Origin of the sequence: Pseudomonas sp. MYb60, assembly GCF_002979555.1 — a bacterium.
Taxonomy (GTDB): Bacteria; Pseudomonadota; Gammaproteobacteria; order Pseudomonadales; family Pseudomonadaceae; genus Aquipseudomonas.
On record NZ_PCOZ01000002.1, the window covers coordinates 222,630 to 242,045 of the forward strand.

18 protein-coding genes are annotated in these 19,416 nt (G+C 60.6%); 8 read left to right on the plus strand and 10 right to left on the minus strand.

What is annotated here, in order from left to right; genetic code table 11:
* Positions 1-21 precede the first annotated feature (21 nt).
* The 3 genes from ssuE to CQ041_RS03800 all read right to left on the minus strand — a co-directional run bounded on the left by ssuE (position 22) and on the right by CQ041_RS03800 (position 3,219).
* Positions 22-615 (minus strand): NADPH-dependent FMN reductase, encoded by a 594-nt coding sequence (gene ssuE, locus CQ041_RS03790; RefSeq protein ID WP_105521166.1) that lies wholly within the window; start codon positions 613-615, stop codon positions 22-24.
* A gap of 307 nt (positions 616-922) precedes the next feature.
* Positions 923-1,561 (minus strand): peroxiredoxin, encoded by a 639-nt coding sequence (locus CQ041_RS03795; RefSeq protein ID WP_105521167.1) that lies wholly within the window; start codon positions 1,559-1,561, stop codon positions 923-925.
* Between the two features lie 293 nt (positions 1,562-1,854).
* Positions 1,855-3,219 carry an OprD family porin gene (locus CQ041_RS03800; RefSeq protein ID WP_105521168.1) on the minus strand — a complete coding sequence of 455 codons (1,365 nt, stop codon included), beginning with the start codon at positions 3,217-3,219 and terminating at the stop codon, positions 1,855-1,857.
* Positions 3,220-3,588: 369 nt separating this feature from the next.
* Between CQ041_RS03800 and tauA the strand changes: the two genes are divergently transcribed.
* Complete coding sequence (gene tauA / locus CQ041_RS03805; protein ID WP_105521169.1) at positions 3,589-4,575, plus strand: taurine ABC transporter substrate-binding protein; 987 nt, start codon at positions 3,589-3,591, stop codon at positions 4,573-4,575.
* Positions 4,576-4,692: 117 nt separating this feature from the next.
* Here tauA and argA read toward each other — a convergent pair whose 3' ends face one another.
* On the minus strand, positions 4,693-5,994 hold the full coding sequence (gene argA / locus CQ041_RS03810; RefSeq protein ID WP_105521170.1) for an amino-acid N-acetyltransferase: 1,302 nt from the start codon (positions 5,992-5,994) through the stop codon (positions 4,693-4,695).
* Between the two features lie 135 nt (positions 5,995-6,129).
* The gene (gene argE / locus CQ041_RS03815; RefSeq protein WP_105521171.1) at positions 6,130-7,278 is read right to left on the minus strand and encodes an acetylornithine deacetylase; all 1,149 of its coding nucleotides are present in this window, start codon (positions 7,276-7,278) and stop codon (positions 6,130-6,132) included.
* 158 nt (positions 7,279-7,436) lie between these two features.
* Here argE and CQ041_RS03820 point away from each other — a divergent pair, with 158 nt between their 5' ends.
* Complete coding sequence (locus CQ041_RS03820; protein ID WP_105521172.1) at positions 7,437-8,804, plus strand: inorganic triphosphatase; 1,368 nt, start codon at positions 7,437-7,439, stop codon at positions 8,802-8,804.
* Positions 8,805-8,915: 111 nt separating this feature from the next.
* Here CQ041_RS03820 and CQ041_RS03825 read toward each other — a convergent pair whose 3' ends face one another.
* Positions 8,916-9,386 (minus strand): Lrp/AsnC family transcriptional regulator, encoded by a 471-nt coding sequence (locus tag CQ041_RS03825; RefSeq protein WP_105521173.1) that lies wholly within the window; start codon positions 9,384-9,386, stop codon positions 8,916-8,918.
* 127 nt (positions 9,387-9,513) lie between these two features.
* Between CQ041_RS03825 and CQ041_RS03830 the strand changes: the two genes are divergently transcribed.
* The 6 genes from CQ041_RS03830 to CQ041_RS03855 all read left to right on the plus strand — a co-directional run bounded on the left by CQ041_RS03830 (position 9,514) and on the right by CQ041_RS03855 (position 14,761).
* The gene (locus CQ041_RS03830; RefSeq protein WP_105521174.1) at positions 9,514-9,852 is read left to right on the plus strand and encodes a hypothetical protein; all 339 of its coding nucleotides are present in this window, start codon (positions 9,514-9,516) and stop codon (positions 9,850-9,852) included.
* Positions 9,853-9,937: 85 nt separating this feature from the next.
* Positions 9,938-11,617, plus strand: a complete 1,680-nt coding sequence (locus tag CQ041_RS03835; protein WP_105521175.1) for a GspE/PulE family protein — start codon at positions 9,938-9,940, stop codon at positions 11,615-11,617.
* A 77-nt stretch (positions 11,618-11,694) separates the two neighbouring features.
* A complete protein-coding gene (locus CQ041_RS03840) occupies positions 11,695-12,615 on the plus strand; it encodes an SPFH domain-containing protein (RefSeq protein WP_105521176.1) in 921 nt (306 codons plus the stop codon).
* A gap of 4 nt (positions 12,616-12,619) precedes the next feature.
* Complete coding sequence (locus CQ041_RS03845) at positions 12,620-13,066, plus strand: NfeD family protein (RefSeq protein ID WP_105521177.1); 447 nt, start codon at positions 12,620-12,622, stop codon at positions 13,064-13,066.
* Positions 13,067-13,135: 69 nt separating this feature from the next.
* Entirely contained in the window at positions 13,136-13,450 is a 315-nt protein-coding gene (locus tag CQ041_RS03850) for a DUF2388 domain-containing protein (RefSeq protein ID WP_003176799.1), read from the plus strand.
* Positions 13,451-13,612: 162 nt separating this feature from the next.
* Positions 13,613-14,761 carry a DegT/DnrJ/EryC1/StrS aminotransferase family protein gene (locus CQ041_RS03855; RefSeq protein ID WP_105521178.1) on the plus strand — a complete coding sequence of 383 codons (1,149 nt, stop codon included), beginning with the start codon at positions 13,613-13,615 and terminating at the stop codon, positions 14,759-14,761.
* Positions 14,762-14,821: 60 nt separating this feature from the next.
* Here CQ041_RS03855 and gcvH read toward each other — a convergent pair whose 3' ends face one another.
* The 4 genes from gcvH to CQ041_RS03875 form a co-directional block, all read right to left on the minus strand.
* Positions 14,822-15,205, minus strand: coding sequence for a glycine cleavage system protein GcvH (gene gcvH / locus CQ041_RS03860; protein WP_105521179.1), 384 nt, complete (start codon positions 15,203-15,205; stop codon positions 14,822-14,824).
* Between the two features lie 53 nt (positions 15,206-15,258).
* Positions 15,259-16,341, minus strand: a complete 1,083-nt coding sequence (gcvT, locus tag CQ041_RS03865; RefSeq protein ID WP_105521180.1) for a glycine cleavage system aminomethyltransferase GcvT — start codon at positions 16,339-16,341, stop codon at positions 15,259-15,261.
* A gap of 157 nt (positions 16,342-16,498) precedes the next feature.
* The gene (locus CQ041_RS03870; RefSeq protein WP_105521181.1) at positions 16,499-18,115 is read right to left on the minus strand and encodes an iron ABC transporter permease; all 1,617 of its coding nucleotides are present in this window, start codon (positions 18,113-18,115) and stop codon (positions 16,499-16,501) included.
* Positions 18,116-18,266: 151 nt separating this feature from the next.
* Positions 18,267-19,271 carry an extracellular solute-binding protein gene (locus CQ041_RS03875; RefSeq protein ID WP_105521182.1) on the minus strand — a complete coding sequence of 335 codons (1,005 nt, stop codon included), beginning with the start codon at positions 19,269-19,271 and terminating at the stop codon, positions 18,267-18,269.
* Positions 19,272-19,416: the final 145 nt, after the last annotated feature.

Here is a 19,416-nt window from a genome sequence, read left to right on the forward strand (position 1 = left end):
ACTTCGAAGAATCGGTGTGGCTCAAATGCTCCAGCGAGCACTCAACAAACGTTCGTTCAACACAGTGGGGTCCAGCGGTTTCGGGCGACGGGCCATTGCGCCGTAGAGCGTTTCCAGGGCCTCGTGCAAACGGTGTTCAAGTACCGGCACCAACTGCGCCTGGACGCTGCCTTCGCCGTAGGCGATCTGGCTGTCTTCGGCAAAGATACCGTGGAGCAATTCCTGGGCCTTGAGCGCCGACAACACAGGCTTCAGGGCGTAGTCCACCGCCAGCATGTGGGCGATGCTGCCGCCGGTAGCCATTGGCAACACGATCTTGTGAGCCAGGGCGCGCTCGGGCAGCAGGTCCAGCACGGTCTTCAGCGCACCGGAAAACGATGCCTTGTACACCGGCGTGGCGATTACCAGGCCATCTGCGTTGGCCACTTGTTGCAACAGGTCGATGACCTTTGGGCTGTCGAAGCGGGCGTGCAGCAAGTCTTCGGCCGGGAAGTCCCGTACCTGGTAACTCACCACTTCCACACCTTTGTCTTGCAACCACTGACGGGTTTTTTCCAGCAAGACCCCGGAGCGGGAGCGCTGGCTGGGGCTGCCTCCAAGTGTTACGACCAACATGCAGGAATTCCTTGAGCTAGTGCCGGCGGTTCGCTGTGTGGCGATGGCGCCAAGATGGAACAGACCATATCAGCAGATTTATATATCTATAAATCTTATTTTTTCATTTGTTTATTCTTAAATTGCATATGAGGGCTATTTTTCTCCAGGCGAAAAAAAAGGCCGCTGATACGGCCTGAAAACCCTTGCTGTGTGATTCGGTTCTCACTCAAAGCCTGTGGTGACGCCATCGCGGGCACGCCCGGCTCCCACCGGGGAATGCGGTCAACTGTGGGAGCCGGGCTTGCCCGCGATGGCGATATCGGTATCAACGATTAGGCTGGGGAGTCAGGCGCAGGTAAGGCTTCACCGCGCGATAGCCCTTTGGAAAGCGTTTCTTGATCTCTTCCTCGTCCTTGAGCGACGGCACGATCACCACGTCATCACCGTCCTGCCAGTTGGCCGGAGTGGCGACCTTGTGGCTGTCGGTCAATTGCAACGAGTCGATGACCCGCAGGATTTCGTGGAAGTTGCGCCCGGTGCTCGCCGGGTAGGTGATGGTCAGCCGCACCTTCTTGTTCGGGTCGATCACGAACAGGGAACGCACGGTGAGGGTGTCGCTGGCATTCGGGTGGATCAGGTCATACAGGTCCGAAACCTTGCGGTCGGCGTCGGCCAGGATCGGGAAATTGACGGTGGTGTTCTGGGTTTCGTTGATATCTTCGATCCACTTGTGGTGCGAATCCACCGGGTCTACCGACAGTGCGATGGCCTTGACGCCGCGCTGGGCGAACTCGTCCTTGAGCTTGGCGGTGAAGCCCAGCTCGGTGGTGCACACGGGCGTGAAGTCCGCAGGGTGGGAGAACAACACACCCCAGCTATCGCCCAGCCATTCGTGGAAACGAATCGTGCCGGCGCTGGAATCCTGTTCGAAGTCGGGGGCGATATCGCCCAGTCTTAGGCTCATGGGTATGGCTCCTGGTGAGTGCTTATGGAGCCCACTGTGCATGGAATTGCTGTTATTTAAAAAGAATAAATATCGATTTATCTAGACGATAAAGGAATATTAAAATTGTGTTCACTGGACCTGGCGACGCGCGAAAGCCAACATCGGCTTCGAGGTTCGAGAAGGCCTTGAGACGCTGTAAAAAGAGGGAATTCAGGAAGGGCTTGCGGGGGTTGAGCCCGACTTGAAAGCAAGACACCTTGCCCGGCTTTGCGCCGGGCAAGGTTTTACAGTCTTACAACAACTTCACACTACTAGAACAGTGGGATCGAGTAGCTGACGATCACACGGTTTTCGTCCTGGGAGCGGGTGCTCGCCAGGTCGGTGCGCCACATAGCGTTTTTCCAGGCTACGCCCAGGTTTTTCAGCGGACCTTCCGGAATCACGTAGGCAACAGTGATGTCACGCTCCCACTCGGACTGGCCGGTGGTTTCGGCACGGCCATTGTTGTTGGCGATGGTGTCGATGTCAGTACCTTTCAGGTACACGACGCCAGCGGTCAGGCCAGGTACGCCAACCTTGGCGAAGTCATAGGAGTAGCGAGCTTGCCAGGTACGCTCGCCAGCGCGGGCGAACTTCTGGATTTGCATGTCGGTAGTGATGTAAGCCGACGAACCATCACCCTGGTTCAACCAAGGGAAATCGCTGCTGCCGTTGCTGACCTGATAACCACCACCGAAGGTGTGACCACCCAGGGTGTACAGGAACAGGCCGCTGTACAGGTTGTTGTCAACCTTGCCTTTGCCGGCGTTGAACGTGTTGTAGTTGCCGTTGGTGAAGTAAGCTGCGGTGTCGCCGTTTTTACCATCGTCAGAACTGTTGAAATAACGCAGGTCGGATTTCAACACGCCCGGACCGATGGCCCAGTTGTGGGTCAGACCCAGGAAGTGCTGTTTGTAGAAGTCTTCCAGATTGCCGTAGTAGTACTGGGCAGTCAGGTCTTTGGTGATTTTATAGTCGCCACCAGCGTAGTAAAACTTATTGCTGAATTTGCCTGTCTTGTAGTTCGAGCTGGCGTTGGCGCCTGCGATCGACAGGTTTTCGTTGTTGCTGGAGTTACGACCTTTGGTTTTTTCAACCTGGCCAGCGACCAGAGTCAAATCCTTGATGTCGTTGGTAGTGATCTGACCACCTTGGAACGTTTGCGGCAGCAAGCGACCATCGTTGGTCACGATAACTGGCAGCTTAGGCTGCAGGGTGCCCAGCTTCAGTTCGGTTTGGGAGATCTTGACCTTGCCGGTCACGCCCAGGCTAGCGAAATCATGGACAGCTTCGTTGCCATCGCTTGGGAACACGGTGCCGCCCGAAGCGGTGCCACTATAGTTACCATGGTTAGCTCGGCTCGAATCCAAACGCACGCCGTACAGGCCAATGGCATCAACACCAAATTGAACGGTGCCTTGGGTGTAACCAGAAATGAAACGCAGATCGAAGCCTTGGCCCCATTCAGCGTTTTTGTTACGCGTGGTAGCGCCAGGCGCGCCATCACGGTTATCAGTGTTGATGTAGAAGTTACGCAGGCCCAGAGTGGCCTTGCTGTCTTCGATGAAACCAGCGGCGCTTACCTGCTGGGCAATGCCAGCGACGGCTACAGCCAACGCCAGGGTGGACTTCTTCATGTACCGCTCCTCTCATTTCTAATTTTTGTAGTTCTTTGGTCTCGGGTCTGACGCCCTCGATCCACAGATGCGCGATTAGCACCGGATAGTGACCACCAAGTCAATCGTAACCTTGTGTGTCTACTACCTTCGTCTAATCACAGTTGATTTGGTCCTTGCAGGGTAATGAGTTTTTCATACACCCAAAAAGAATTGTTTCATCCTTTTTCATACCATTTAGGAATAAGCCTTCCCATAGCGCGATCAGTCACGAAAGACCACCCGCTCCATAAGCTAATTCCTAAAAGGTATTTATTGCGGCTTTTTTAGATCGTTTAGTGTCGACGCAAGGTTGCATACGTCACTCACGATCAAAAAGGCGACGCCATCATGGCCAAACGCACATCCTCCCGTCAATTTGTTACAGTTTTTGTGTCACTAATACTTTCTTTTGGTGTCAAAGCCGCCGATTTGACGGTGGGCTATCAAACCGGCATCGACCCCAGCAAGGTTCCTCAAGCGGACGGCCTCTATGAGAAAGCCATTGGCGAGAAGATCGCGTGGCGCCGGTTCAACAGCGGGCCGGAAGTCGTCACCGCCATTGCGTCCGGCGATGTGCAGATCGGCAACCTGGGTTCCAGCCCCCTTGCCGCCGCCGCTTCACGCAACCTGCCAATCGTGGCGTTTATCGTATCGGCGCAGATCAACAGTTCTGAAGCCCTGGTGGTCCGCAACGGCAGCGGCATCGACAAACCCGAAGACCTGATCGGCAAGACCATCGCCACACCTTTCGTTTCAACCTCTCATTACAGCCTGCTCGGTGCGCTGAAGCACTGGGGCTTGGATACCCGGAAAGTCAAAGTGGTGAACCTGCAACCGGCCGAAATCGCCGCCGCCTGGAAGCGCGGCGACATCGACGGCGCCTTCGTGTGGTCGCCCGCCCTGGGCGAGATCCGCAAGACCGGCAAGACCCTGACAGACGCAGCGCAGGTCGGCCAATGGGGCGCGCCGACGTTCGAAGTGTGGGTCGCCCGCAAGGACTTCGCGGAGAAACATCCTGAAGTCGTGGCCAAGTTTGCCAAGGTCACCCTGGACTCGTTCGCTGACTACGCGGCGCACAAAGACAGCTGGACGGTCGAGTCGGAGCCGGTGCAGAAAATCGCCAAACTGACAGGCTCGAACGCTGCCGACATTCCTGAATTGCTCGCCGGCACGACCTTCCCTGACGCGAAGGCGCAGCAAACCGACGCGCTGCTCCAGGGCGGCACGGCGAAGGCGATTGGGGAGACGGCGAAGTTCTTGAAGGAACAGGGCAAGGTTGAATCGGTGCTGCCGGATTACTCGGCGTTCGTCACCGATAAATTCATCAAGCAATAACGGCAGTTCCTTGTGGGAACTGGCTTGCCTGCGATGCAGGCACCCCGGTCTGTCGTCGTACCGAGGTGCTGCCATCGCAGGCAAGCCCGCTTCCACGCAAGCCAGCGTTGCGTTGAATCAGAGGGCCTTTTCGAAGATTTTCGAATTGCGCTGGTAGTTGTACAGCGACGCCCGCGCCGACGGCAGGCGGTCGACGCTGCTCGGCACGAAGCCACGCTCACGGAACCAGTGGGCCGTGCGGGTGGTGAGGACGAACAGGGTCTTCAAGCCCTGCGCCCGGGCACGGGTCTGGATGCGTTCGAGTAACACATCGCCCCGCGCGCCATGGCGGTATTCCGGATTCACCGCCAGGCACGCCAGCTCACCGGCATCCGAATCCGCAATCTGATACAGCGCCGCACAGGCGATGATCATGCCTTCGCGCTCCACCACGCTGAACTGCTCGATCTCACGCTCCAGCACTTCCCGCGAGCGACGCACCAGGATGCCCTGCTCTTCCAGCGGGCTGATCAAGTCCAGCAAACCGCCCACGTCCTCAATCGCCGCTTCGCGCACCAGCTCGAACTGCTCCTGGGCCACCAGCGTACCGCCGCCATCGCGGGTGAACAGCTCGGTCAGCAGCGCTCCGTCTTCGGCGTAGCTGACGATATGGCTACGGCCAACGCCGCCACGGCAGGCTTCGGCGGCGGCATCGAGCAACTCGGCCTGGTAGTTGCTGCTGCCCAGACGTTGCAAGTGCGCCGGCACTTGTTGCGGACGCAGCTCACGTACCAGACGACCGTTTTCATCGATCAGGCCCATGTCGGCGCCGAACAGCAGCAGCTTGTCGGCGCCCAGGTCGATGGCGGCGCGGGTGGCGACGTCTTCGCAGGCCAGGTTGAAGATCTCGCCAGTCGGTGAATACCCCAGCGGCGACAGCAATACGATGGAGCGCTCGTCCAACAGACGGTTGATGCCTTTGCGATCGACGCGGCGCACTTCGCCGGTGTGGTGGTAGTCGACGCCTTCGAGCACGCCGATCGGCCGTGCGGTCACCAGGTTGCCGCTGGCCACCCGCAGGCGCGAGCCCTGCATTGGCGATGACGCCATGTCCATCGACAAGCGCGCTTCGATGGCGATACGCAACTGGCCAACCGCGTCGATCACGCATTCCAGCGTCGTCGCATCGGTGATGCGCAGGCCTTCGTGGTAGGCCGGGGTGAGACCGCGTGCTTCAAGGCGCGCTTCGATCTGCGGGCGCGAACCGTGCACCAGCACCAGGCGCACCCCCAGGCTGTGGAGCAGCACCAGGTCGTGGACGATATTGCCGAAGTTGGGATGTTCCACACCGTCGCCGGGCAGCATGACCACGAAGGTGCAGTCCCGGTGGGCATTGATGTAAGGGGAAGCGTGACGAAGCCAATTAACGTAGTCGGGCATAACACCTGGGCCTGTAATAAAAAGCAGCCAAAAAAGGATGAGTCGTGAAAACGCACAGCGGGCTGATGGTTATCGTCGGAACAGGCTTGGCGACACGCTCACTCTCCTTCTATGTACGAACAGTCAGGGGTTAATTTATGCAGGCTTGAGGCAGTAATGTTCGATCAGTTCCCGCAATAGACGCACTGTAGGCGTCAAGCGTGACATTTCGAGGTATTCGCCCGGCTGGTGGGCGCAGGCAATGTCGCCGGGGCCCAGCACCAGGGTTTCGCACCCAAGGCGCTGAAGATAAGGCGCTTCGGTGCCGAACGCTACTGCTTCGGCACGGTGGCCGGTCAATCGTTCCGCTACCCGTACCAACTCGGCGTCTTCAGACTGCTCGAATGGCGGCACTTCGGGAAACAGCGGCGCATAGTCGATCTTGACCTGATGGCGCTCGGCCAGGGGTTGCAGCTTCTGGCGGATGGCCGCGCGCAGCACCTCGGGGTCCATGCCCGGCAAGGGCCGCAGGTCGAACTCCAGGGAGCACTGGCCGCAGATGCGGTTGGGGTTGTCGCCGCCGTGGATGCAGCCGAAGTTCATCGTCGGCTGCGGCACACTGAATTGCGGGTTGCGGTATTCGCGCTGCCAGGCCAGGCGCAGGCCCCGCAGCTCGCCGATGGCGTCGTGCATGGCCTCCAGGGCGCTGTGACCCAGCTTCGGGTCCGACGAATGGCCGCTTTGCCCAAGGATGTCGATACGCTCCATCATCACGCCTTTGTGCAGGCGGATCGGCTTGAGGCCGGTGGGCTCACCGATCACCGCTGCACGGCCCAGCGGGCGACCGGCTTCGGCCAGCGCACGGGCACCGGACATGGAGCTTTCTTCATCGCAGGTGGCGAGGATCAGTAGCGGCTGCTTGAACGGCTGGTCCAGCAGCGGCAGCACGGCCTCAATCGCCAGGGCGAAAAAGCCCTTCATGTCGCAGCTACCCAATCCTACCCAGCGGCCGTCAACTTCCGTCAGCTTGAGCGGATCGGTCTTCCACAGTGCAGCGTCATAGGGAACGGTATCGCTGTGCCCCGCCAACACCAGGCCACCCGGGCCGCTGCCAAAGGTGGCGAGCAGGTTGAATTTTCCGGGGCTGACTGGCTGGATATCGATGGCAAAACCCAGGTCGCCCAGCCAATCGGCGAGCAAATCGATGACCGGCCGGTTGGTCTGGTCGAGAGACGCCTGGGTGCAACTGACGGACGGTGCGGCGATCAGCGCGGCGAACTGTTCTTTCAGCGTGGGCAATGGCATGCGCGGTCTCTCAACTTCCCGGATGAGCCCCACTATAGAGCCATCTGTACGACACAATAAACCGTTGCGGCACGTTGCCGGGCTCAGTCCTGTACACTGCACGGCCTTGGCAGCCACTCTTTTCCCCGGCTGCGCTCCCGATCCTGGATTTTCCGGCCATGCAGAAAGAAACCGAAATCAAGCTCCGCGTCAGCCGCGAAACACTCGCCGCGCTACGTGAGCACCCGCTACTGAAAAAACGCAACAAAAGTGGCTGGGAACGCCTTGAGTTGATGAACCAGTACTTCGACACCCCCGAGCGCGACCTGGCCCAGGCCAAAGTCGCCCTGCGCCTGCGCAAGGACGGTGACGCCATCATCCAGACCCTCAAGACCCGTGGCCAGAGCGTCGCCGGCTTGTCGGAACGCAACGAGTACAACTGGGACCTGCCCAAAGCCAAGCTCGACGTGAAGAAACTCGACGGCGAATGCTGGCCCGAGCAACTGGCCGAGCTGGACAAGAAAACCCTCAAGCCGATCTTCACCACCGACTTCGTCCGTGAGCGCGCGGAAATCGCCTGGGGCCGCGGCAAGGCCAAGGTGGTGATCGAAGCCGCCCTGGATTTGGGCCACGTGGTAGTCGGCAAGCAGAAAGAAGAAATCTGCGAACTGGAACTGGAACTGCGCGAAGGCGAACCGGCTGCCCTGCTGGAGCTGGCCGCTGAATTGGCCGCCACGCTGGCGCTGATGCCCTGTGACATCAGCAAGGCCGAACGCGGCTACCGCCTGCACGATGCCAGCAGCTACTCCCTGAGCCTGCCGGCGCCGCAGCTGCACGCCGAAATGCCGTTGGACGACGCTTTCGCCGCAGTCCTGTGGCACCTGCTGGGCAGCAGCCAGCGCCTGGCCGAGCAATACCGTTTCAATGGCCACTGGCGCCTGCTGCAAGACTGGGTCGACAACCTCGGCGAAATGCGCGCCCTGATCGGCAGCCTCGGCCAGGCCGCACCGCGTCAATCCACCAGCGAACTGCGCAGCGCACTGGATGCCCTGCTGGAAGACTGGCGCCCGCTGGTCCAAGCCGGCGACGACGATGAAGACATTCGCAAAGCTGCACCGGAACAGTTCGTCGAAGAACTTGAAGACGTGCGGTGGGGCCTGTTCTCGCTGAACGCTTCGCGCTGGCTGCTGGCTCGTACCTGGACCGCCGACCGCAACGTGCGCGGCAACCGCCAGGGCGCTGCGCAAATCACCAACTGGCTGCCACGCCTGTTGGCCGACGACGCCGTCGCCCTGCAACTGCCGCGTTACCAGCAGCAGCCGGAAGACCTCGCCGAGCAACTGCCGCGCATCGAACGCATCCAAGCCTGGCTGCACCATGCCCGCCAAGTGGTGGACATCCCGGAACTGGACCGTCTGTATGGCGAGTTGAACAAACTCGCGCAACTGGCCAACCAGCCGATCACCGATGAGTCGCTGGATGCGCGCATGCATCAGGCGATTGCGGTGTATCAGAACCGGGCCTGGAAAACGCTGCTGCGTCTGTAAAGAAGCCATCGGGGGCAAGCCCCCCCTCCCACATTGCCCCGGGCTCACAGCGTTCCATTGGTGAATGCAGTCAGTCTGGGAGGGGGCTTGCCCCGGGTGAGGCCAGCACTGTCAGCGCAATACTGGCAGGCTGGTGGTGGACTTGATCTCCGACAACGCCACAATCGAGTTGACCTCCTGGATCCCCGGCACCATCGACAGCTTCTCGAAGAAGAACCGCTCGTAAGCCTCGATATCCGCCGTCACGATGCGCAATAGAAAATCCACCGCGCCCATCAGCACATAACATTCCAACACTTGCGGAAAGCCGCGAATCGCCTCGGTGAACTCGGTGAAGTTCGACCGACCGTGGGCGTTGAGTTTCACCTCGGCGAAAATCTGCGTGTTGAGGCCGATCTTCTTACGGTCCAGCAGGGTCACCTGCCCGCGAATCACTCCCTCCTCTTTCAACCGCTGGATGCGCCGCCAGCACGGCGACTGAGACAGGCCGACCTGTTCGGCAATCTGCGCGCTGGACAACGACGCGTCCTCTTGCAGCAGGGCCAGGATACGGCGGTCGTAGGTGTCCAACTCGCTGTGCATATAAATACCTTCCAGAGTGCGTTTATTGAATTGATCAATTCGATCAATGCTGGATTCAGCCCATCTTAGATAAGAAATCTCCCGTGTCGAATGTAAAAATTCCTCCTGTCGAATCAGGAGATTTCCCATGCATGTTGTCGAAACCACCCACCCCGTTACCCGCGTCGATGCGTGGGCGGTCAACAGCGTGCATTGCCAGGCGCACTACCGGATCGTCGCCGAGGCGGAACCGGATCTGCTGTGCCGGGTGCTCAACCTTTTCGCGTTGCAGTTCCTGACCCCCAGCCAGGTCACGGCAAACCGCGTGGACGACCTGCTGCACCTCGACATCGTAATGGATGGCCTGAGCTGGCATCGCGCACAGGTGATCGCCGAAAAGATTCGAAACCTGATCAGCGTGTACTCGCTGCAGGTATGGGAAGTCGATGCGGTGGCGCCTGCAGACGTGGTGGCCGCCGCTCGGTAAAGCCCTGCAATACACACACGGAGGAAGAAACATCGGGGCTGACTAGGCTGGGATTCACACCCGGCCTCCACTCAGGAACCCCTCCATGCCCGTTGATCAGCAATTGGATTTGCAGCAGTTGATACCCGACCTGCTCGATGCAGGCCTGGTGACGACCGATGTAGCGAAACGCTTATCGACGTTGGGGGCCGACGTTCACAGCCATCCGCTTGAGCGCGTTGCCGAACAGGGTCCCTGCCTGGAAACCCTCATACACTGGCTGGCCCGGCACGCAGGGCAGGATTACCTGCGTATCGACCCGCTGAAGATCGACGTCGCGACCGTCGTGCCGCTGATGTCCCATGCCTTCGCCCAACGCCACGCCATCCTGGCCGTTGCCGTGGATGCGCACACCGTCACCATTGCCAGCGCCCAGCCGTTCATTACCGGCTGGGAGGCAGGGCTGGCCCAGGTCCTTCAACGTTCGATCAGGCGGGTGGTCGCCAACCCCCAGGCTATCCGGCGTTGTATCGGCGAGTTCTACCGGCTGGTGAAATCCGTCGGCGGGGCCGATCAAAAAGCGCTGGCACCGGGTAATTTCGAACTGCTCAACCTCGGCGCCAGCGACCAGGAACCGGACGCCAACGATGCGCATATCGTCAATATCGTCGACTGGCTGCTGCAGTACGCATTTGCCCAGCGGGCCAGCGATATCCACATTGAACCCGGCCAGGAGCAAGGCCGCGTGCGCTTTCGCATTGACGGGCTGCTGCATGATGCCTACCAGTTTCCGCCCCAGGTCACGATGGCAGTGGTCAGCCGCCTGAAAAGCCTGGGCCGCATGAACGTGGCGGAGAAACGTCGTCCCCAGGACGGCAGGATCAAGACCAAGAGCCCGACGGGTGCTGAAGTCGAGTTGCGGCTTTCCACGCTGCCGACGGTTTTTGGCGAAAAACTGGTGATGCGGATCTTTGACCCCCAGGTTCTGCTCAAGGACTTTGACCAGTTGGGCCTGTCCGCCGAGGACCAACAGCGCTGGCAGGCCATGACCCGCCAGGCCAACGGCATCATCCTGGTCACCGGCCCCACCGGCTCAGGCAAGACCAGCACGCTCTACACCACGCTCAAACAGATGGCCACGCGGGAGATCAACCTGTGCACGGTGGAAGACCCCATCGAAATGGCCGAGCCCGCGTTTAACCAGATGCAGGTGCAGCCCAACATCGACCTGACCTTCGCCAGCGGCATCCGCGCCCTGCTGCGCCAGGATCCGGACATCATCATGATCGGCGAGATTCGTGACCAGGAAACTGCCGAGATGGCGATCCAGGCTGCCTTGACCGGGCACCTGGTGCTGTCGACCCTGCACACCAACGACGCACCGAGTGCCATCAGTCGCTTACAGGAACTGGGTATTGCTCATTATTTGATCAAGGCCACGTTGTTGGGGGTGATGGCGCAAAGACTGGTGCGGGTTTTGTGTGCCCACTGCAAGCGCTCGCTGGGGGGCGTCCATGAAGCCGTGGGGTGCGTTGAATGCCGAAACAGCGGCTATCGGGGCCGCGCCGGGGTTTACGAAATCATGCCTCTGGAGGAAGAGCTCAAGGCGCTGATCACCCCCGGCACCGATGTGCAGGCCCTGCGACAGCGGGCCATGGCACAGGGGATGTGCAGCCTGCGCATGGCGGGTATGCAAAAGGTCGAGGCCGGCCTGACCACGCTGGAGGAAGTATTGCGGGTCACCCCTGGGGATTCAGTAACAAATGCTTTGATTGTTGCGCCGTGAAACCGTCCTTATCGGTGACGACACCGTTACAATCCGTCGAACACCGTTCGACTGACACCATCAGATAGGGAATCGCTATGCAGATCGGAACCGTACTGCTTCTTTTCGTGGGGCTGGCCGTCGCCATCCTGTTCATGGGCTTCAAGGTAGTCCCCCAGGGATACCAGTGGACCGTCGAGCGCTTCGGCCGCTACACCAACACCCTCAAGCCTGGCCTGAACATCATCATCCCGGTGATGGACCGCATCGGTCGCAAGATCAATGTGATGGAAAGCGTGCTGGACATCCCGCCCCAGGAAGTCATCACCGCCGACAACGCCACTGTGCAGATCGATGCCGTGTGCTTCTTCCAGGTGGTCAACACCGCCCAGGCCGCCTACGAGGTGAACAACCTCGAACATGCCATCCGCAACCTGCTGCAAACCAATATCCGTACCGTGCTCGGCTCCATGGAACTGGACGCCATGCTCAGCCAGCGCGACGGCATCAACGAAAAGCTCCTGCGAACCGTGGATGAAGCCACCGCACCCTGGGGCATCAAGATCACCCGTATCGAGATCAAGGACATCAGCCCGCCCGCCGACCTGATGGCAGCCATGTCCGGCCAGATGAAAGCCGAGCGGATCAAGCGTGCGCAGATCCTTGAAGCCGAAGGCCTGCGAGCGTCGGCGATCCTCACCGCCGAAGGCAAGAAGCAGGCGCAGATCCTCGAAGCCGAGGGTAGCCGTCAGGCCGCATTCCTGGAGTCCGAAGCCCGCGAGCGTCAGGCCGAAGCCGAGGCCCGCGCCACCCAAGTGGTGTCGGAAGCGATTGCGTCGGGCAACGTGCAGGCGGTCAATTACTTCGTCGCGCAAAAATACATCGACGCCCTGGGCAAGCTGGCATCGGCCAACAACAGCAAGGTCATTCTGATGCCGCTGGAAGCGAGCCAGGTGATCGGCGCGGTCGGTGGTATCGGCGAGATCGTCAAGGCCACCTTCGACAGCAAGAAAGGCTGAGATCATGTGGGAATTCCTGCAGCATCTGTCGTTCTGGGATTGGCTGGCACTGGGCACCGTACTGCTGATCCTTGAGGTCTTCGGCGCCGGCGGTTACCTGTTGTGGATGGGTATCGCTGCGGCGGCCGTGGGTGTGATCAAGTTTCTGGTGCCGCCCCTGGCGCTGGAATGGCAACTGCTGCTGTTCGCCGTGTTGTCGATACTGACCGCGGTGTATTGGTGGAAACGCCAGCGCAGCAGCGCCAAGGCCAGCGACCAGCCGGGTCTGAATGAGCGCGGCTCCGAGCTGATAGGCCGAACCTTCATGGTGCACCAGGCAATCGTGGACGGCCGGGGCAAGGTAAAAGTCGGTGATGGCGTGTGGATGGTGACCGGCCCGGACAGCCCTGTGGGCGCCCAGGTACGGGTGATAGCCCAGGAAGGGGTGGTGTTGAAAGTTGAAACTGTTTAGTCGCTCACGGAACTCGGACGGGCCAACTACAATCATACAGAACAGATACCCCACCCGGAGTCACCCACCATGCGTCTCAAATATGCTGTCGCAACCCTTGCTGTGCTTTCCCTTCCTGTCGGTTCAGCGATGGCCGACAGTTTCTGGCGCAACGTCATCTCGTCGGGCGCCACCACTGGCTCGACGTACCTGACCTTCAAGGACCACAAGTTGGTGGTCGCCGCTCAAGACGACGCAGGCAGCTTTGTTGCCAGCGACGGCGGTATCCGTGGCCCCTACCTGGAAGCCGCGATGCAGAAAGTCCGCGCCGACAACCCTGGCCTGCAAGCCACGGACATGGAACTGGCGAACGCCATCCTTGCGAAAAACGCCGTTACCGAGTGACCCCCTCACTCTGAAAAATGCCGCTCTCGTAGCGGCATTTTTTTGCCTGCTCGGTGACGATTCATTCACAGGCGACAGGCTATATTCAGTCGAACCGTGCAACCATGCCGCTGCTGGTACCTCGCCACTCATCGCCAATCTGAAACGGATGCCTTCGTCGTCATGAGCTCACTGCCCTTCCTGCCGTTCTCCAAACCCACCATCGACGAAGCCACCATCTCGGCCGTGGGCGATGTATTGCGCTCGGGCTGGATTACCAGTGGTCCAAAAGTCCAGGCGTTCGAGGCGCAGTTGTCGGAATACTTTGGCGGCAGGCCGGTGCGCACGTTCAACTCGGGCACCTGCACCATGGAGATTGCCTTGCGCATTGCGGGCGTCGGGCCGGGGGATGAAGTCATCACCACACCGATCTCCTGGGTCGCCACGGCCAACGTGATTCTCGAAGTGGGCGCCACTCCGGTGTTTGCCGACATTGACCCGGTGACCCGCAATATCGACCTCAGCCAGGTGGAAGCGGCAATCACCCCGCGCACCAAGGCGATCATCCCGGTGTACCTGGCCGGCCTGCCGCTGGACATGCCGATGCTTTACGCGCTGGCCAACAAGTACAACCTGCGCATCATCGAAGACGCCGCCCAGGCACTGGGTTCCAGCTGGGACGGCGAGCGCATTGGCGCTACCGGCGATTTCGTGTCGTTCAGCTTCCAGGCCAATAAGAACATCACGTCTTCCGAAGGCGGGTGCCTGGTGTTGAACACTCCCGAAGAGGCACGCCTGGCCGAGAAGTATCGCCTGCAAGGCGTCACGCGCACTGGCTTCGACGGACTGGACGTGGATGTATTGGGCGGCAAGTTCAACATGACCGACATCGCTGCCGCCATTGGCCTGGGGCAATTTGCCCATATCGAGCAGATCACTGCTCACCGCCAGAACCTGGCGCGGCACTACTTCAAATATTTCGGTGCCGACTTTGAAGCGCAATACGGCGCCCAGCTACCGCCCGCTGACTTCGAGAACAGCAACTGGCACTTGTTTCAACTGGTGCTTGCGGAGCGCACAGACGGCCTGCCCGCCCGCGCCACGTTCATGGAGCAGATGCAGGCTCACGGCGTAGGCATTGGCTATCACTACCCGCCGATCCACCTGCTGAGCCTTTATCGGGCGCAGGGGTTCACGGAAGGCATGTTCCCGGTGGCGGAAAAGGTGGGGCGCTTGATCGTGTCGTTGCCGATGTTTACGGCGATGACAGAGGCGGATGTGGAGCGGTCGGTAGCGGCGGTCAAAGCCGTCTTGAAGCGCGCTAAACCCTAAAGGCTGGCGCCGATCAAAAGGTGGGAGGTGGCTTTCCCCCCCTCCCACATTTGAACCTATTTATTCGCCGATGGCGGCTTTGTAGCCAGCAGCATCCAGCAGTTTTTCCACATCCGCCGGGTTGCTTGGCTTGAGCTTGAAGATCCATGCGCCATACGGGTCGGAGTTCAGCAGCTCCGGGCTACCACTCAGCTCTTCGTTGACGGCGATCACTTCGCCGGCGACCGGGGCGTAGATATCCGAGGCGGCCTTTACCGATTCAACCACACCTGCCTGGCCTTGCGCTTCAAACTGCGCGCCCACTTCCGCCAACTCAACGAACACCACATCGCCCAACGCTTCCTGGGCATGGTCGGAGATGCCGACGGTCACGGTGCCGTCAGCTTCCAGGCGTGCCCATTCATGACTCTCGGCAAAACGCAGGTCGGCCGGGATATTGCTCATAGTCTGTGTCCTCAAGAAGTAATGTCAGCGGCCTTTGGCCTGCCGGAAATAGGTTAGATCAAGGTTTTGCCATGGCGCACGAAGGTCGGCTTGACCACTCGAACCGGGTACCACTTGCCGCGAATTTCCACTTCGGCCCGATCAGCCGTCGCCGTCGGCACACGCGCCAGGGCAATGGATTTGCTCAGCGTAGGAGAGAAACTACCACTGGTGATCTCCCCTTCGCCAACATTGGCGATACGAACCACCTGATGAGCGCGTAAAACCCCGCGTTCTTCCAGTACCAGCCCTACCAGCTTGAACTGCACACCGGCAGCCTGCTCGGCCTCCAGCGCGGCACGGCCGATGAAATCGCGCTCGGCAGGCTCCCACGCAATGCTCCAGGCCATGTTCGCCGCCAAGGGCGAAACGTCCTGGTGAATGTCCTGGCCGTAGAGGTTCATCCCGGCTTCAAGGCGCAAGGTGTCGCGGGCGCCCAGGCCGATGGGTGAAATACCCGCACCCACCAGGTCGTTGAAAAAGCCCGGTGCCTGGTCGGCCGGCAGCACAATTTCCAACCCGTCTTCGCCGGTGTAGCCGGTGCGAGCGATAAACCAGTCGCCATCGGCCTGGCCTTCGAACGGCTTGAGTTGGTGAATGAGGGTGCTGCGGGACTGGGTCACCAGTTCGGCGATCTTGTGCCGGGCGTGCGGCCCTTGAATCGCCAGCATCGCCAGCTCGGCACGCTCACTCAGCTGGACCTGATAGCGGCCCAGTTGCGCTTGCATCCAGGCCATGTCCTGGTCGCGGGTGGCGGCGTTGACCACCAGGCGGTAACCGGCTTCGGTGCGGTAGACGATCATGTCATCCACCACGCCGCCCTTTTCGTTGAGCATGGCGCTGTACAACGCACGACCACAGGCGTGCAGACGCTCGACGTCATTGGCCAGCAGGTGCTGGAGCCATTCCTTGGCCTGTGGGCCGGCGACATCGATCACGGTCATGTGAGATACATCGAACACCCCGCAGTCGCGTCGCACCTGATGGTGTTCTTCAACTTGCGAGCCGTAATGCAGAGGCATATCCCAACCGCCAAAATCGACCATTTTCGCGCCTAGGGCGAGATGCAGGTCATACAGAGGCGTACGCTGTCCCATGGGTTTCTCCTTCCGGGCTTGGCGAAGGTGCGCGGAGCTGCCGTTTGCACCTGAACGCCTTGATTCACAAGGCTTGCAGCCGCGCCCAGCGACCCGCTCCGAAAGACGAAGCGCACCGAATGCCGCGCATTGTAGCCGCAAGCCGTAGGACTGGCACCTAAGCGATTTGCCGGGCCGAGCGTCGGATCAGCCCGATGACCGGCAACAGGCCGACCAGCACCAGGGTCAGCGCCGGCAATGACGCCCGCGCCCACTCCCCTTCGCTGGTCATTTCAAAGATGCGAACAGCGAGGGTGTCCCAGCCGAACGGGCGCATCAGCAGGGTCGCGGGCATTTCCTTGAGCACATCGACGAATACCAGCAGCGCTGCGCTGAGCGTGCCCGGCAGCAGCAACGGCAGATACACTTTGCAAAACAGTCGCGGCCCGCTCACGCCAAGGCTGCGCGCGGCTTCGGGCAACGAGGGGCGAATGCGCGCCAGGCTGTTTTCCAGCGGCCCGTAAGCCACGGCCAGGAAGCGCACCAGATAAGCCAGCACCAGCGCCGACAGGCTGCCCAGCAACAACGGCTTGCCCGCACCACCCAGCCAGCCGGAGAGCGGCACCACCAGTTCACGGTCCAGGTAGCTGAACGCCAACATGATTGACACCGCCAGCACCGAGCCCGGCAACGCATAGCCAACGTTGGCCAGGCTGATGCCGGAGCGGATCGCCCGGGTCGGCGCCAGCCGGTTGGCGAAGGCCAGCACCAATGCCACGCTGACGGTGATCAGCGCTGCGATGCCGCCCAGGTAGAGGGTGTGGATGATCAGACCGGTGTAGCGCTCGTCCAGGTCAAAGCGGCCGCGCTGCCAGAACCAGGCGACCAGCTGAATCATCGGGATGACAAAGGCACAGGCAAATACCAACCCGCACCAAGTGCTCGCCGCGGCAGCCTTGAACCCGTGCAAGTGATACAGCGCCTTGCCCCGCGGGCGCTCATTGCTCGGCCGGCTGGCCCCGCGGGCACGCCGTTCGCCGTACAGCACCAGCATCACCACCAACAGCAACAGGCTGGCCAGTTGTGCCGCACTGGACAGGCTGAAGAAGCCATACCAGGTTTTATAGATAGCGGTGGTGAAGGTATCGAAGTTGAACACCGAGACCGCGCCGAAATCCGCCAGGGTTTCCATCAGTGCCAACGCCACACCCGCACCGATCGCCGGGCGCGCCATGGGCAGAGCCACGCGCCAGAACGCCTGCCAAGGCGATTGTCCCAGCACCCGCGCGGCTTCCATCAGGCCTTTGCCCTGGGCCAGGAACGCGGTGCGCGCCAGCAGGTAGACGTAGGGATAGAACACCAGCACCAATACGATGATCACGCCGCTGGTGGAGCGCACCCGCGGCAGGCGCAGGCCGCTACCGAACCATTCGCGCAACAGGGTTTGCACCGGGCCGGCAAAATCCAGCAGCCCTACAAACACAAACGCCAGCACGTAGGCAGGAATGGCGAATGGCAGCATCAGTGCCCAATCCAGCCAGCGTCGTCCGGGGAATTCGCAGAGGCTGGTCAGCCAGGCCAGGCTCACACCCAGCAGGGTTACACCGACGCCAACGCCCAGCACCAGGGTCAAGGTGTTGCTCAACAGGCGTGGCATCTGGGTTTCCCAGAGATGGGACCAGATTTGTGTGTCGATGCTTTGCCAGGACAGCAACAGCACGCTCAGCGGCAGCAGCACCAGGGCAGCGACGGTGAAGACCGGCAGGTACCAGCGGCGTTGGGCGGGGTGAGCCAAAAGCGTATTCTCAATTGATGAATAGGTTTAAACCACCACAATCCAATGTGGGAGGGGGCTTGCCCCCGATGGCGGTGGATCAGTCACTGATGAGTAGACTGACACTCCGCTATCGGGGCAAGCCCCCTCCCACATGTTGATTTGCAGTGTGTCAGTTCCAGCCAGCCCTATCCATCAGGCGGATCGCCTCGGCCTGACGCTTACCCGCCACTTCCACCGGCAAGGTGTCTGCCACGAATTTGCCCCAGCTCGCCACTTCGGCCGATGGCGGTACCGCCGGGTTGGCCGGGAACTCCTGGTTCACGTCGGCAAAGATCTTCTGCGCCTCGGCGGTGGTCATCCATTCCACCAGGGCCTTGGCCGCTTCCGGGTGCGGCGCGTGCTTGGTCAGGCCGATGCCCGACAGGTTCACATGCACGCCGCGATCGCCCTGGTTCGGCCAGAACAGCTGCACGGCCAGCTTCGGGTTCTGCTTGTGCAGGCGGCCGTAGTAGTAGGTGTTGACGATACCCACGTCGCATTGCCCGGCGTTGATCGCCTCCAGCACCGCGATGTCATCGGAGAACACATCGGTGGACAGGTTGTTGACCCAGCCCTTGACGATCTCTTCGGTCTTGGCCGCGCCATGGGTTTCGATCAGGGTGGCGGTCAGCGACTGGTTGTAGACCTTTTTTGCGGTACGCAGGCACAGGCGGCCTTCCCACTGCTTGTCGGCGAGCGCTTCGTAGGTGGTGAGGTCCGCTGGTTTTACCCGGTCGGTGGAATAGGCGATGGTGCGCGCACGCAGGCTCAAGCCGGTCCAGGCATGGTTTGAGGAGCGGTATTGCAGGGGAATGTTCTTGTCGATCACCGGTGACGTGAACGGTTGCAGAATGCCCATCTGCTCAGCCTGCCAGAGGTTGCCGGCATCGACGGTGAGCAGCAGGTCGGCGGTGGCATTTTCGCCTTCGGCCTTGATGCGCTGCATCAGCGGCGCTTCCTTGTCGGTGATGAACTTCACCTGCACGCCGGTCTTCTGGGTGTAGGCGTCGAATACCGGTTTGATCAGTTCGTCGATGCGCGAGGAGTAGACCACCACTTCGTCGGCGGCCTGCACGGTGGTGCTGCCGATCAGGGTGAGTGCCAGGGCAGTCAGGAGGCGCTTGGGTGCCAACATGGGGGCAGTCTCTCATTTGCAAAAAGAGGGCAAATGATAAGGACTCACATTTGGTGATGCTTGGTGGAGGCGTTACCAGATGTTGCATGGCCGGGATTGGCAGTGCGGCTTATGGCCTCATCGCGGGCAAGTCCGGCTCCCACAG

Excerpts from the sequence above, each read along its gene's own strand:
- ssuE (WP_105521166.1), bottom strand. The coding sequence starts at position 615 with ATGTTGGTCGTAACACTTGGAGGCAGCCCCAGCCAGCGCTCCCGCTCC.
- CQ041_RS03795 (WP_105521167.1), bottom strand. The coding sequence starts at position 1,561 with ATGAGCCTAAGACTGGGCGATATCGCCCCCGACTTCGAACAGGATTCC.
- CQ041_RS03800 (WP_105521168.1), bottom strand. The coding sequence starts at position 3,219 with ATGAAGAAGTCCACCCTGGCGTTGGCTGTAGCCGTCGCTGGCATTGCC.
- tauA (WP_105521169.1), top strand. The coding sequence starts at position 3,589 with ATGGCCAAACGCACATCCTCCCGTCAATTTGTTACAGTTTTTGTGTCA.
- argA (WP_105521170.1), bottom strand. The coding sequence starts at position 5,994 with ATGCCCGACTACGTTAATTGGCTTCGTCACGCTTCCCCTTACATCAAT.
- argE (WP_105521171.1), bottom strand. The coding sequence starts at position 7,278 with ATGCCATTGCCCACGCTGAAAGAACAGTTCGCCGCGCTGATCGCCGCA.
- CQ041_RS03820 (WP_105521172.1), top strand. The coding sequence starts at position 7,437 with ATGCAGAAAGAAACCGAAATCAAGCTCCGCGTCAGCCGCGAAACACTC.
- CQ041_RS03825 (WP_105521173.1), bottom strand. The coding sequence starts at position 9,386 with ATGCACAGCGAGTTGGACACCTACGACCGCCGTATCCTGGCCCTGCTG.
- CQ041_RS03830 (WP_105521174.1), top strand. The coding sequence starts at position 9,514 with ATGCATGTTGTCGAAACCACCCACCCCGTTACCCGCGTCGATGCGTGG.
- CQ041_RS03835 (WP_105521175.1), top strand. The coding sequence starts at position 9,938 with ATGCCCGTTGATCAGCAATTGGATTTGCAGCAGTTGATACCCGACCTG.
- CQ041_RS03840 (WP_105521176.1), top strand. The coding sequence starts at position 11,695 with ATGCAGATCGGAACCGTACTGCTTCTTTTCGTGGGGCTGGCCGTCGCC.
- CQ041_RS03845 (WP_105521177.1), top strand. The coding sequence starts at position 12,620 with ATGTGGGAATTCCTGCAGCATCTGTCGTTCTGGGATTGGCTGGCACTG.
- CQ041_RS03850 (WP_003176799.1), top strand. The coding sequence starts at position 13,136 with ATGCGTCTCAAATATGCTGTCGCAACCCTTGCTGTGCTTTCCCTTCCT.
- CQ041_RS03855 (WP_105521178.1), top strand. The coding sequence starts at position 13,613 with ATGAGCTCACTGCCCTTCCTGCCGTTCTCCAAACCCACCATCGACGAA.
- gcvH (WP_105521179.1), bottom strand. The coding sequence starts at position 15,205 with ATGAGCAATATCCCGGCCGACCTGCGTTTTGCCGAGAGTCATGAATGG.
- gcvT (WP_105521180.1), bottom strand. The coding sequence starts at position 16,341 with ATGGGACAGCGTACGCCTCTGTATGACCTGCATCTCGCCCTAGGCGCG.
- CQ041_RS03875 (WP_105521182.1), bottom strand. The coding sequence starts at position 19,271 with ATGTTGGCACCCAAGCGCCTCCTGACTGCCCTGGCACTCACCCTGATC.